The 12,713-nt window shown below is 67.6% G+C and carries 10 protein-coding genes; 8 read left to right on the top strand and 2 right to left on the bottom strand.

Translation table 11 applies throughout. From position 1 onward, the window contains the following. Window positions 1-98 precede the first annotated feature (98 nt). Both C1922_RS07130 and C1922_RS07125 read left to right on the top strand, forming a co-directional pair. Window positions 99-1,442, top strand: coding sequence for a diguanylate cyclase (locus C1922_RS07130; RefSeq protein ID WP_108751513.1), 1,344 nt, complete (start codon window positions 99-101; stop codon window positions 1,440-1,442). Window positions 1,443-1,527: 85 nt separating this feature from the next. Continuing rightward, window positions 1,528-1,989: a bacteriohemerythrin gene (locus C1922_RS07125; protein WP_108749130.1), complete on the top strand. Its 462-nt coding sequence runs from the start codon at window positions 1,528-1,530 to the stop codon at window positions 1,987-1,989. Between the two features lie 6 nt (window positions 1,990-1,995). On the opposite strand, the gene C1922_RS07120 is transcribed toward C1922_RS07125, so the two are convergent. Next, window positions 1,996-3,276 (bottom strand): MFS transporter, encoded by a 1,281-nt coding sequence (locus C1922_RS07120; RefSeq protein WP_108749129.1) that lies wholly within the window; start codon window positions 3,274-3,276, stop codon window positions 1,996-1,998. Between the two features lie 145 nt (window positions 3,277-3,421). Between C1922_RS07120 and C1922_RS07115 the strand changes: the two genes are divergently transcribed. Then, entirely contained in the window at window positions 3,422-4,063 is a 642-nt protein-coding gene (locus C1922_RS07115; protein ID WP_234413474.1) for a hypothetical protein, read from the top strand. Between the two features lie 145 nt (window positions 4,064-4,208). On the opposite strand, the gene C1922_RS07110 is transcribed toward C1922_RS07115, so the two are convergent. Then, window positions 4,209-5,705 (bottom strand): aldehyde dehydrogenase, encoded by a 1,497-nt coding sequence (locus tag C1922_RS07110; RefSeq protein WP_108749127.1) that lies wholly within the window; start codon window positions 5,703-5,705, stop codon window positions 4,209-4,211. Between the two features lie 119 nt (window positions 5,706-5,824). Between C1922_RS07110 and C1922_RS07105 the strand changes: the two genes are divergently transcribed. The 5 genes from C1922_RS07105 to C1922_RS07085 all read left to right on the top strand — a co-directional run bounded on the left by C1922_RS07105 (window position 5,825) and on the right by C1922_RS07085 (window position 12,709). Then, window positions 5,825-7,177, top strand: coding sequence for an aspartate aminotransferase family protein (locus tag C1922_RS07105; protein ID WP_108749126.1), 1,353 nt, complete (start codon window positions 5,825-5,827; stop codon window positions 7,175-7,177). A gap of 63 nt (window positions 7,178-7,240) precedes the next feature. Next, window positions 7,241-8,119: a plasmid replication/partition related protein gene (locus tag C1922_RS07100; RefSeq protein WP_108749125.1), complete on the top strand. Its 879-nt coding sequence runs from the start codon at window positions 7,241-7,243 to the stop codon at window positions 8,117-8,119. Between the two features lie 71 nt (window positions 8,120-8,190). Next, complete coding sequence (locus C1922_RS07095; protein ID WP_108749124.1) at window positions 8,191-9,477, top strand: DUF445 family protein; 1,287 nt, start codon at window positions 8,191-8,193, stop codon at window positions 9,475-9,477. Between the two features lie 366 nt (window positions 9,478-9,843). Continuing rightward, on the top strand, window positions 9,844-10,236 hold the full coding sequence (locus C1922_RS20340; protein WP_159091884.1) for a DUF4124 domain-containing protein: 393 nt from the start codon (window positions 9,844-9,846) through the stop codon (window positions 10,234-10,236). A 262-nt stretch (window positions 10,237-10,498) separates the two neighbouring features. Beyond that, entirely contained in the window at window positions 10,499-12,709 is a 2,211-nt protein-coding gene (locus C1922_RS07085) for a TonB-dependent siderophore receptor (protein WP_108749122.1), read from the top strand. Window positions 12,710-12,713 lie beyond the last annotated feature (4 nt).

Below are 12,713 nucleotides of genomic sequence, written 5' to 3'. Positions count from 1 at the left end.
CATGTGCCGCCCCGACCTGCCCCTGGCCGCCCCAGGCTAAAGTTTCGCCTGCAACGGCCGCTACCCCGGCCAAGCCCTCCCATGTGAGCCACCGCACCATGCCCGTCCTGCCGCAGGTCGTTGTCGATGGCGACCTGGCCGATCCCCTGCCGCAGCGGATCCTGCTGGTGGAAAATTCACGTGCGTTCACCGGCATGCTGCGCGAGGCGATCGAACAGCGCCTGGAGCTGCCTGTGGTGGTGGCGTCCACCCTGGCCGAGGCCGGCCGCCTGTTGAGCGAGGAAGACGGCTGGTTCCTGGTGCTGACCGGACTGGTGCTGGCCGATGGTGACCGCGATGCGGTGGTCGAGTTCTTCCTGAAGCGCGATCTGCCCACCGTGGTGGTCAGCGGCGTGTATGACGAAGACCTGCGCAAGCGGGTGCTGCAGCAGCAGATCATCGACTACGTGCTGAAGAACACGCCGGGCAGCATCGATTACCTGGTCTGGCTGGTACAGCGGCTGGAGCGCAACCGGCGCATCGCCGCGCTGGTGGTGGACGATTCGCCGTCCGCACGCGGCTATGCGGCAGCGCTGCTGCGCATGTACGGCCATGAAGTGTATGAAGCGGCCGATGGCAGCGAAGGCCTGGCCGCCATCGAGGCCCATCCGGCCATCCGCCTGGCGGTGGTGGACCAGGAAATGCCGGGCATGCAGGGCGTGGAATTCACCCGCCGCCTGCGCACCCTGCGCTCGCGCGACAAGGTGGCGGTGATCGGTATTTCCGGGAACACCGACGCCTCGTTGATTCCGCGCTTCCTGAAGAACGGCGCCAACGATTTCCTGCGCAAGCCATTCTCGCGCGAAGAGTTCTTCTGCCGCGTTTCGCAGAACGTGGACCAGCTGGAACTGATCGGCACCCTGCAGGATCTGGCCACCCGCGATTTCCTCACCGGCCTGCCCAACCGACGCTGTTTCCTGGAACAGAGCCAGCGCCAGCTGCCGCAGCTGCAGCTGCATGGCCAGAGCGTGGCGGTGGCGATGATCGACATCGACCACTTCAAGCACATCAACGATACCTACGGCCACGAAGCCGGCGACGATGCCCTGCGCGCCGTCGCCCGCGCGGTGGGCGACCACGCACGCAGCCAGGACCTGATCGCACGCTTTGGTGGCGAAGAATTCTGCCTGCTGGTGCCGGACATGGAACAGGATGAAGCGCTGCAGTACTTCGAGGAACTGCGCCAGCGCATCGCCGCGCTGGAAGTGGATATCGGCACCGCCACCCTGCGCATGACCGTCAGCATTGGCCTGTGCTGCCTGCAGCCGCAGCGCGATTCGCTGCACCGGCTGATTTCCGAAGCCGACCGGCAGCTGTACCTGGCCAAGGCCGGCGGTCGCAACCGGGTCAGCAGCACCACGGTGGCACCGCCACAGCGCGCGCGTGAGCCTGCTTTATCCTGACACGCATGCTTTGATCCAGATCAACGCCGCCTGCTGGGCGCGCGCCTACAGTCGCACCCGACATCAGCATGAAGGGGGCGCACGGATGGCACTACTGCTCTGGCAGGACGATCTGAACACGGGCATCGATGTGATCGACCAGCAGCATCGTCGCATCGTGGAAATGCTCAACCACCTGCACGTGGCGCAGTCCAGCCTGCAGCGCGTGGCGGTGGCCGAGGTGATCGACGAGGTGGTGGACTACACCATGTCTCACTTCGCGTTCGAAGAGGAGTTGATGGAGGAAGCGGGCTACCCGTTCTGCGCGGCGCACAAGCGCGTGCATGAAATCTTCATCAAGCGCGTGGCCGAGTACCGGTTGCGATTCCAGGCCGGCGAGGATGTCAGCGACGAGCTGCGCACCATGCTGTCGCGCTGGTTGTTCAACCACATCCGTGGCGACGACCAGGCCTATGCCGAACAGGTGAAGGCGCACTTGAACCAGTTCACCCGCGAGCACCAGAGCGGCGGCTGGCTGGGCCGCACGCTCAAGCGCATCTTCGGCTGAAGGCCGTCAACGACCGCGCCGGTGCAGCGCCACCAGCGCGCACAGCGTGGCCACCGCGGTCAGGCACAGGTAGTAGCCCACCGCGACCAGGCCAAAACGTTCGGCCAGCCAAGTGGCCAGGTACGGTGCCGGCGCCGCGCCCAGGATGCCGGCCAGGTTGAACGACAGCGACGCGCCGGTGTAGCGCACCTCCACCGGGTAGATCTCGGCCAGGAAGGTGCCGCAGGGGCCGTAGGTCAGGCCCATCAGGAACAGCCCCAGGCACAGGAAGGTGAGCACCAGCCACGGGCTGTGCGCCTGGAACAGCGGCGCGAACAACACGCCGAAGCCCAGGATCAGCACGCTGGCGATGATCATGGTGCGGCGCGTGCCCCAGCGATCGCCATAGCGCGCCGACAACGGGATGCCAATGGCGAAGAACAGCATGGCCACCATCTGCATCAGCAGGAACTGCTCGCGGCTGTAGCCCAGTACCGCGGTGCCGTGGCCCAGGCTGAACACCGTCATCAGGTAGAACAGCACGAAGGTGGCAAAGGCGCCCAGCGTGCCCAACAGCATGGGTACGGCATGGTGGCGCAGCACCGTCCACATCGGCAGGCGCACCGGCGCCTTGCGATCCAGCGCATTCTGGAAATCCGGCGTCTCGTGGATGTTCAACCGCACCCACAGCCCCAGGGTGACCAGCAGCGCGCTGGCTACGAACGGAATGCGCCAGCCCCACTGCAGGAAATCCTGCTGGCTGAGCCAGCGCCCGAGCAGCAGGAAGATACCCGCCGACAACAGGAACCCCAGCGGCGCACCCAGCTGCGGGAACATGCCGTACCAGGCGCGCTTGCCCGGCGGTGCGTTCTCGGTGGCCAGCAGCACCGCCCCACCCCATTCGCCGCCCAGCCCCAGGCCCTGGCCGAAACGGCACAGGGCCAGCAGCGCCGGCGCCCACAGCCCGATCTGCGCATGGGTCGGCAGCAGGCCGATCGCGACAGTGGACAGCCCCATGGTCAGCAGCGCCGCCACCAGCGTGGCCTTGCGACCGATGCGGTCGCCGAAGTGGCCGAACACCGCCGAGCCCACCGGCCGCGCGATGAAGGCCACCGCGAAGGTCGCCAGCGACTGCAGCAGGGCCGCCTGGTCGCTGCTTTCCGGGAAGAACAGATGCGGGAATACCAGCACCGCCGCGGTGGCATAGATGTAGAAATCGAAGAATTCGATGGTGGTGCCGATCAGGCTGGCCAGCAGCACACGGCGGGGCGAATTGACGGGGGCTGCAGCGGTGGAGAGCGTGGACATCGGCGAGGCGTGGAAGGTGGATCGACCGATTCTGCCACGCGCGGACGGCCTGACGGGACGATGGTTTCAGCCGACACCAAGACAACGGAATTTTTCTGGCCGGGCGTTACGCTGCGCCACCGGTTACTGCATGGATGCGCTGCCGATGGCCCCTGTTGTGGTGTTGCGCTGGTCCGATTCGCCACAGCTGCCGCGCGGCGTGGCCTGCCTGCTGGTGGTGCTGCTGCATGCGCTGCTGGGTACCTGGCTGTGGCGTAGCGGCCGCATCGACCCGCCGCCTGCCGATGAAGCACGCATCAGCCTGCGCTGGCTGCCAGCGGCGCCGGCATTGCCACCGCCCATGCCGCTGCGCGCTGAACCTGCTGCCGCATCCACGGCGCGGTCTGCCAGGCCGCAGCGTCTGCCCTCCGCAGCACCCCGCGTTGTCGCCATGGAGCGCGACGAGGCGCCAACGACGGCACCGCTGTCGCTGGGCCTGCCAGCCGGCAGCATCGAGGGAGGTGATGGCATCACTGCGGCGGGGGTAGCCCCCAGGTTGCTGGGCCGCCGCGAGGTACACGCGGCATTCGCCCCGCGCCGCAACTACTTCCACATGCGGCCGCAGATGTCACCCGAGCAGATCGTGCAGGGCGTCGCGCAACTGCTGGGGCTGTGGCCGCCAGGCTACATGATCGATCCGTGCGAACTGGGGAAGCAGGACATGGCCTACTTCCAGGGCGCGGTGAAGGAAATGGACCGGCAGGCGCTACGCGACGCAGTGCTGGTGGTGAGCGCGCGGTGCCGGTAGCGCGCTTCTTTGTAGAGTCGAGCCATGCTCGACTTCGCTCCCTGTAGAGTCGAGCCATGCTCGACTGCCTTGCGCGAAGAGCAGTCGAGCATGGCTCGACTCTACAGAAAGGCGGTAGCGCCGGGCCATGCCCGGCGCTTCGACGCTACAGCTGGATCCAGGTCGCCTTGATCTCGCTGTACTTGTCGAACGCATGCAGCGACTTGTCGCGGCCGTTGCCCGATTGCTTGTAGCCGCCAAACGGTGCGGTCATGTCACCGCCATCCCAGCCATTCACCCACACGCTGCCCGCGCGCAGCTGGCGGGCCACGCGGTGGGCGCGGCCCAGATCGCGCGTCCACAGTCCTGCGGCCAGTCCATAACGGCTGTCATTGGCCAGGCGAACGGCCTCGGCTTCACTGTCGAAACCCAGCACCGCCAGCACCGGGCCGAACACTTCCTCGCGGGCCAGCGCCTGTTCTGGCCGCACCTGGTCGAACACGGTGGGCTGCACGTAGCATCCGCCCGCCTCGACCTGCGCGCGTTGCCCGCCCAGCAGCAGGCGCGCACCGTCGGCCTCGGCGCGGGCGATATCGGCCAGTACTTTCTCCACGTGCGCCGCATCCACCAGCGCGCCCATCGGCGCGTCCGGGTCCAGCGGGTGCCGCGGTTGCATGTGCCGCGCGTACGCCAGCACCTGGTGCACGAAATCATCACGGATCGAGCGCTCCACCAGCAGGCGCGAGCCCGCCGTGCAGACCTCACCCTGATTGAAGAAGATGCCCTGCGCCACGCCCTTGGCCGCGGCATCCAGATCCGGTGCATCGGCAAAGACCAGGTGGGGGCTCTTGCCACCGCATTCCAGCCAGACCCGCTTCAGATTGGAACGACCGGCGTACTGCAGCAGGCGCGCGCCGGTGGCGGTGGAACCGGTAAACGCCAGCACGTCCACGTCCATGTGCAGGGCCAGCGGTTCGCCCACGCGTTCGCCATGGCCCGGCAGCACGTTCAGCACACCGTCCGGCAGCCCGGCTTCGGCGGCCAGCGCGGCCAGCCGCAACGCGCTCAACGGTGAGCGCTCGGACGGCTTCAGCACCACCGAATTGCCCATCGCCAGTGCCGGCGCGATCTTCCAGCAGGCCATCAGCAGTGGGAAATTCCACGGCACGATGGCGCCCACCACACCGGCAGGCTCGCGACTGACCAGGCCCAGCTCGTGTGGCCCAGTCGGCGCGATGCCGCCGTACAGCTTGTCCGCCGCTTCGGCGGTCCAGGCCAGGCAGCGCACCACGCCGGGCAGGTCGATGCGCCGCGCATCGCGCACCGGCTTGCCCATGTCCAACGTTTCCAGCAGCGCCAGTTCGTCGGCATGCTGTTCCACCAGCGCGGTCAGCGCCTGCAGCACGCGCTTGCGCTGGGAGGGGCTGGCCTGCGACCAGTGGCCGGCATCGAAGGCGCGGCGCGCGGCCAGTACCGCACGGTCCACGTCGTGTGCATCGCAGTCAGCCACCTGGCCCAGCACGCGCCCATCGATGGGACTGATGCAGTCGAAGCGGGCGCCGCTGGCCGCGTCCACGTAGCGGCCATCGATGAAGGCCTGCGATGGCAGAGTCAGCTGGCCGGCCAGTGCCTGCCAATGGCTGCGGTCGGGGAAGTCGGCCATGTCCGGTTCCGGGTGAAGATCTGCCACGGTTATACCGCCACGCCCGCATTCCGCCCGTGAGCGGGCATCGCGCCCACCGGCTGCGCTACAGTCAGCGCAACGGACCCGACGGAGGCGGCATGAAGAATCCCGCGATCGACCCGCACGCGCTGGCGACCCAGCGCCCCGAATCGCTCGATGCGTACTGGATGCCGTTCACCGCCAACCGTCAGTACAAGGGTGCGCCACGCATGCTGGTGCGCGCGGCCGGCATGCACTACGAAGATGTGGACGGGCGCAGCATCCTGGATGGCACCGCCGGCCTGTGGTGCTGCAATGCCGGCCACGCCCGTCCGGGCATCATCAAGGCCATTGCCGACCAGGCTGCTACGCTGGACTACGCGCCCGGCTTCCAGATGGGTTCACCGCCGGCCTTCGCCCTGGCCCAGCGCCTCACCGCACTGGCCCCGGCCAGCCTGAACCATGTGTTCCTGACCAGTTCCGGCTCGGAAGCGGTGGATACCGCGATGAAGATCGTGCTGGCCCACCATCGCCTGCGCGGCGAGGGCCAGCGCACCCGCTTCATCAGCCGCGAAAAGGGCTACCACGGGGTCGGCTTCGGCGGCATGGCGCTGGGCGGTCTGCCCAACAACCGCAAGCAGTTCGGCCTGCAGCTGGGCGGCGTGGACTACCTGCGGCACACCCTGGACCTGGAGCGCAACGCCTTCAGCAAGGGCCTGCCGCGGCAGGGCGCCGAACTGGCCGATGACCTGGAACGGCTGGTCGCGCTGCACGACCCGTCCACCATCGCCGCGGTATTCGTCGAGCCGGTGGCCGGCTCGGCCGGGGTGATCCTGCCCGCCCCCGGCTACCTGCAACGGCTGCGCGAGATCTGCGACCAGCACGGTATCCTGCTGGTGTTCGACGAAGTGATCACCGGCTTTGGGCGGGTCGGCATGCCCTTCGCGGCACAGCGCTTCGGGGTCACCCCGGACCTGCTGACCTTCGCCAAGGGCGCCAGCAACGGCGCCGTGCCGCTGGGCGGGGTGCTGGTCAGCGATACGGTGCATGCCAGCTTCATGCAGGGCCCGGCGCAGGCGATCGAACTGTTCCATGGCTATACGTATTCGGGCCACCCGCTGGCCTGCGCGGCGGCCCTGGCCACGCTGGACATCTACGCCGAAGAACGGCTGTTCGAACGCGCCATCGAGCTGGGCGAGTACTGGCAGGACCGCCTGCACGCGCTGCAGGGCCTGCCCAACGTGATCGACATCCGCAACTTCGGCCTGGTCGGTGCGGTGGAGCTGGCGCCGCGCCGCGATGCCCCCGGCAGCCGTGGCTACGAAGTGTTCCGGCGCTGCTTCCACGATGGCAGGCTGCTGGTGCGCTGCACCGGCGACATCATCGCGCTGTCGCCGCCGCTGATCGTGGACAAGCCACAGATCGACCAGATCACCGGCATCCTGGGCGAGATGATCCGGGCCACCGCCTGAGCCGGGGCCGGCCCGGGCGAGCGGGTACAATGGTCGGTTCCGCTCCTGCCTGTTGCCGTGCCCATGGATATCGTCGTCAAAGAAGAATTGAAGGCCTACATCGACCCGCTGACCGCCGACGAGCATGACGCGCTGGAGCGCAGCATCCTGGCCGAAGGCTGCCGCGATGCGCTGGTGCTGTGGGGCGATGTGCTGGTGGACGGCCACAACCGTTTCGGCATCTGCCAGAAGCACGGCCTGCCGTTCAACACCGTACAGAACACCCGCTTCCAGAGCATGGAAGACGTGCACCTGTGGATGATCGAGCAGCACCTGGGCCGCCGCAGCGTGTCCGATTTCCAGCGCGGCGTGCTGGCCCTGCGCAAGCGCGACATCCTGTCCGCGCGCAAGCAGGTGGAGCAGGCGCAGCTGCAGCGCGAAAGCGATGGCACCGCCGAACCGGCCGACGACGTGGGTGAAGACAGCCCGCCGTGGGAACCGGCACCGAAGGTCAGCCGCGCCGAACTGGCCCGCGAAGCCAAGCTGAGCACCAGCCAGGTGGGCATGATCGAGCGCATCCACGCCCAGGCCGCGGCCGAAGTGGTGGAGGCAGTGAAGGCCGGGGTGATTTCGATCAGCGCGGCCGCCGCCGTGGCCGACCTGCCGGAAGAAGAACAGCGCGCGGCTGCGGCCGGTGGCAAGGATGAGTTGAAGCAGGCGGCCAAGCGCGTGCGCGAATCCAAGCGCAAGCCGCGTGCGCCGAAGCCCGAACCGGCCGAGATGGCTTTCGAAGAGCCAAGCGAGGACGAAGTAGCCAGCCGCGATGCGGAAGTGCTGTCGGCGCTGGAGCAGCTGGGCGAAGACGCGCCGGCCCTGCGCCGCCGGGTGGTGGCCCTGACCCGCGAGAACGACACGCTGCGCGCGCAGCTGGCCGCGCTGCGAAAGCAGCTGGAAGCCCTGTAAGCGGCTGGCGCCGGGCCCTGCCCGGCGCCACCGTTGCGTTGGCGTCATCCGGTGCCGGTTAGACTGCGGCCATGACGTCTGCCATCGATCCGCGTCGCGCCCAGCTGCGGCGCCTGAAAGCCCTGGCCCTGGGCCTGCTGCTGCTGATGTTGGCCGGTTTCGCGGTCAGCCACTGGCAGGGTGAACGGGGCATCTGGGCCTGGGTGTCGGCCTTCTGCGAAGCCGCCGCAGTGGGCGCGCTGGCCGACTGGTTCGCGGTGGTCGCGCTGTTCCGGCGGCCGATGGGACTGCCCATTCCGCATACCGCCATCATTCCGCGAAGCAAGGAGCGCATCGGCGACAGCCTGGCCCTGTTCGTGCGCGACCAGTTCCTGGAACCGGGCGTGCTGCTGGCGCGCCTGCAGGTGTTCGATCCGGCCAGCCGCCTGGGCAGTTGGCTGGCCGAACCCGAACGCGCGCGCATGCTGGCCGACATGGCCCGCGGCTGGGCCCTGCAGGCGCTGGATTTCTTCGATGAAGGTGCGGTGCGCCGGCAGCTGCATGGCTTCGTGGTGCAGCAGCTGCGGCAGTGGAACGCGGCGGCCACCGCTGGCGAACTGCTGGCCCTGCTGACTGCCGATGGACGCCACCAGCGCGTGCTGGACGAAGGCCTGCAGCGGTTGGGCCGCTGGCTGGAGCAGCCGGAGGTGAAAGAACGCGCCTCGCAGTTGATCGTGCGCTACATCCAGCGCGAGTGGCCGACGCTGTCCAGCACGGTGAACTGGGTCAAGCCGATCGACGAGATCGGCGACAGTCTGGCCGAGCGGTTGGCGCGGGCGGTGCTGGAGGAACTGCAGCAGGTGTTGGCCGAGCCGCAGCATCCGCTGCGCCAGGATTACGAGACCTGGCTGCAGAACTACGTACAGCGCCTGCGCGATGATCCGGCGCTGGCCGAGCGCATCGAACAGCTGAAGCAGGAAATGATCGACCACCCTGCCCTGCAGGAGTACGTGCAGGGGCTTTGGGCGCGCATCCACGCCACGCTGCGCGCCGATCTGCAGCGCGAGGATTCGGCGCTGGTGGGGCATCTGCAGCGCAGCCTGGCCTCGCTGGGGCAGACCCTGCAGGCCGATCCGGCCCTGCGCGAGGCGCTGAACCAGCATCTGCTGGAAGGTGCGCAGCGCCTGACCGGGCGCCTGCGCGAAGGGGTGACCAGCCACATCGCGCAGACGGTGAAGGGCTGGGACGAGCGCCACCTGGTGGAACAGCTGGAACTGAGCGTGGGCCGCGACCTGCAGTTCATCCGGTTCAACGGCACCCTGGTGGGTGGGCTGATCGGGCTGCTGCTGCATGCCGCCACGGTGGTGTTCTGGTTCTGAGGGGGGGCGACAGGGCGGCGCCCTGTACCCATGTAGAGTCGAGCCATGCTCGACTGAAGCAACGTCAAAAGCTGGCATTCCGTAGGATGGCGGGGTGGGTCCGGCTGCGGGGGACGCTGCAAGTACGTCCATGTAAGCTCGGTCGCCGCATCCATGCGGCTCACGCCCCCGCAACCGGACCCACCCCGCCTTCGACAGTTTCCCGCGATCTGTCGGAACGGCACGGGGTCGGATCCCGTTGCGCAGCAGCGGGCTCTGACCCCAGCTGTGGTGGATGGCGACGGCATATTGCGCGACGGGGGTCACACTCCGTATGCTCCCGCGCCATGTGGGCCAGGGTGGCCCACGGGGGGATCCATGCAAAGGATGTTGGTTCTGCTGCCGCTGCTGCTGGCGGCCGGTGAGGCGTGCGCGCAGCGCGTGTACAAGTGCAACGATGGCGGCCGCACCATCTACCAGAGCACGCCCTGCCCGGCCGGGCAGGACACCGGGGTGACCCGCCCGATCGTGCGTGACCCGAAACTGAGCTGGCAGGAGGCCGAGCGCGTGGACCGCGAACTGCGCGTGGCCCGGCGCGAACTGCAGGCCAATGCCGGCCGTGGTGCCGCGCCGGTGACCGGCACGGTGATCGAGGCGGCCAGCAATGCCGAAGCCTGCGACAAGGCCCGCACGCGCCGCGAGCTGGCCGAGTGGTTCGGTTCGCGCACGCCCGCGCGCCAGCTCAACGACGACGTCACGCGCAGCTGCGCTTCACGCTGAAGCGCGGCCACGTCGCAACGCGCGCGTACACACTTGATTAACGAAATGCGAATGCCTATCATTTACTGATCGGTTGTACGCTCAGCCACCCGGCGCCCCCACCGCGCTTCCGCCCGTGTACATCCCCGGCTCCTCGTGCGCTGACGGCCCTGGCCGTCAGCGCGTGGCGATGGGAGATGCCTCGGGGCGCGCGATTCCGCGCGGGCGCCCGCACGCATGGATTCCATCGCCGATGTTTTTCTCCTGCATGGAATCGCACTGTATGCCCCGACCGAACGTTCCCGTTGTTTCTCCATTGGCGCTGGCGCTGGCCATGCTGTTCTGCGCGCCGCTGGCCCACGCCGATGTGCCGGCCGACGCCGATGCGCGCACCCTGGACACGGTGAAGGTGACCGCCGATGGCGAAATCCAGAACAGCTACACGGTGAAGAACACGCGCAGTGCGACCAAGCTGGATCTGTCGCTGCGCGAGACGCCGCAGTCGGTCACGGTCATCACCCGCCAGCGCCTGGACGACATGGGCCTGTTCTCGCTGTCCGATGTGATGGGCCAGGTCACCGGCGTCACCGTGTCGGTCACCGACAGTGAGCGCATCAACTATGTCTCGCGCGGTTACACCATCGAGAACTTCCAGATCGATGGCATGCTCAACACCTTCGGTGGCTCGATCAAGACCAACACCGACAACGTGATCTACGAGCGCATCGAAGTGATTCGCGGCGCCACCGGCCTGACCACTGGTGCCGGCGATCCGTCGGGCACCATCAGCATGGTGCGCAAGCGCCCGACCGATACCGTGCAGATGGGCGCCAACCTGATCCTTGGTCGTTGGGGCAACCAGCGCATGGAAGTCGATCTGGGCGGCCCGATCGCCTGGGACGGCCGCATCCGTGCACGCATGGTCGCCGCCAAGCAGCAGAGCGATTCGTTCCGCGATGTCTACAAGCTCGACAAGGACGTGTTCTACGGCATCGTGCAGGCCGACCTGAGCGACAGCACCCTGTTCGAACTGGGCTACGAATACCAGTCGCCGCGCACCACCGGTGTCACCTGGGGCGTGGTGCCGTACTGGGGCGCCGATGGCAACCCGGCCAACCTGCCGCGCTCGACCAACCTGTCGGCCTCGTGGAGCAGCTGGCCGATGGTGGAAAAGACCACCTTCGCCCGCCTGGAACAGCATCTGGGCAATGGCTGGTCGCTGAAGGGCAACGTGACCCATGCCGTGCGCGATACCGACGGCAGCGTCTGGTACGGCGCGGCCGGCAATCCGCGTCCGGATGGCACCGGCGTGACCGCCTATGTCTCGCACTTCAACGAACACAGCACGATGGACGTGTTCGATGTGAATGTCGGCGGCCCGTTCCAGCTGTTCGGGCGCGAGCATGAACTGGTGTTCGGCCTGGGCCAGGCGGTGCGCAAGGGCGAATCGGAGGCGACCTCGTTCGATACCAGCGCGCCGGGCTACATGCAGGTCGCCGACTGGCGCCACTGGACCGGCGACGTGCCGGTGCTACCGGTCACCCGCTACGGCCGCCTGGCCTCGGAGAACGAACTGCGCCAGCGCGCCGCCTACGTCGCCGCGCGCCTGCGCCTGGCCGACCCGCTGCTGGCCGTGGTCGGCGCCCGCTACGGCAGCTGGGAAACGCGCCAGTGGGCCTACGGCTACGATGCCAACGGCAACCGCAACCGCACCACCCGCACCGGCTACAAGCCCGATGACACCCTGACCCCGTACGCCGGTCTGGTTTACGACTTCAACGACATCTTCAGCGGCTATGTCAGCTACACCGACATCTTCAAGCCGCAGAACTACCGCGACCGCAACGGCAACTACCTGGAGCCGGTGGTCGGCGACATGTACGAAGCCGGCGTGAAGGCCGAGTTCTTCGGCGGCCTGCTCAATGCTTCGGCAGCGGTGTTCGAAGGCAAGCAGGATAACGTGGCCGAGATCGATGATTCGGTGCCGCTGAACTCGCTGCCCGATGGTGGCCAGGCCTACCGCTCCACCGGCCAGGGCAACAAGGTGAAGGGCTGGGAAATCGAAACCCAGGGCAGCATCGGCGAGCAGTGGAACGTATCGGCCGGCTTCGCCCATACCAAGATCCGCAACGCCGCCGGCGTGCTGCAGCGGACCACCACCCCGCAGGACACCTTCCGCCTCAACGCCAGCTGGCGCCCCGGCGGTGCCGACAGCCGCTACTGGCTGGGCGGCGGCGTGACCTGGCAGAGCAGCATCTGGAACAACAGCGCCCGGCCGGTCGCCGGCGGTGGCACGCAGAGCGCACGCATCACCCAGGACGCGTTCTATCTGCTGAACCTGGGCGGTGGCTACCGCTTCAATGAGAACTTCAGTGCGCAGGTGAACGTCAACAACCTGCTGGACAAGAAGTATTACGACAACGTCGGTTTCTACAACGGCGTGTACTGGGGCGAACCGCGCAATGTCACCATGACCCTGCGCTGGAAGCTCTGATGAC

Source organism: Stenotrophomonas sp. ZAC14D2_NAIMI4_7 (assembly GCF_003086675.1).
Taxonomy (GTDB): Bacteria; Pseudomonadota; Gammaproteobacteria; order Xanthomonadales; family Xanthomonadaceae; genus Stenotrophomonas.
Note: the sequence above shows the minus strand (reverse complement) of the source record. Positions and strands in the feature narration are given on the sequence as shown.

Coding starts and splice junctions, on each gene's coding strand:
- C1922_RS07110 (WP_108749127.1), bottom strand. CDS start 5,705: ATGGCCGACTTCCCCGACCGCAGCCATTGGCAGGCACTGGCCGGCCAG.
- C1922_RS20340 (WP_159091884.1), top strand. CDS start 9,844: ATGTTGGTTCTGCTGCCGCTGCTGCTGGCGGCCGGTGAGGCGTGCGCG.
- C1922_RS07105 (WP_108749126.1), top strand. CDS start 5,825: ATGAAGAATCCCGCGATCGACCCGCACGCGCTGGCGACCCAGCGCCCC.
- C1922_RS07100 (WP_108749125.1), top strand. CDS start 7,241: ATGGATATCGTCGTCAAAGAAGAATTGAAGGCCTACATCGACCCGCTG.
- C1922_RS07085 (WP_108749122.1), top strand. CDS start 10,499: ATGCCCCGACCGAACGTTCCCGTTGTTTCTCCATTGGCGCTGGCGCTG.
- C1922_RS07115 (WP_234413474.1), top strand. CDS start 3,422: ATGGCCCCTGTTGTGGTGTTGCGCTGGTCCGATTCGCCACAGCTGCCG.
- C1922_RS07095 (WP_108749124.1), top strand. CDS start 8,191: ATGACGTCTGCCATCGATCCGCGTCGCGCCCAGCTGCGGCGCCTGAAA.
- C1922_RS07125 (WP_108749130.1), top strand. CDS start 1,528: ATGGCACTACTGCTCTGGCAGGACGATCTGAACACGGGCATCGATGTG.
- C1922_RS07130 (WP_108751513.1), top strand. CDS start 99: ATGCCCGTCCTGCCGCAGGTCGTTGTCGATGGCGACCTGGCCGATCCC.
- C1922_RS07120 (WP_108749129.1), bottom strand. CDS start 3,276: ATGTCCACGCTCTCCACCGCTGCAGCCCCCGTCAATTCGCCCCGCCGT.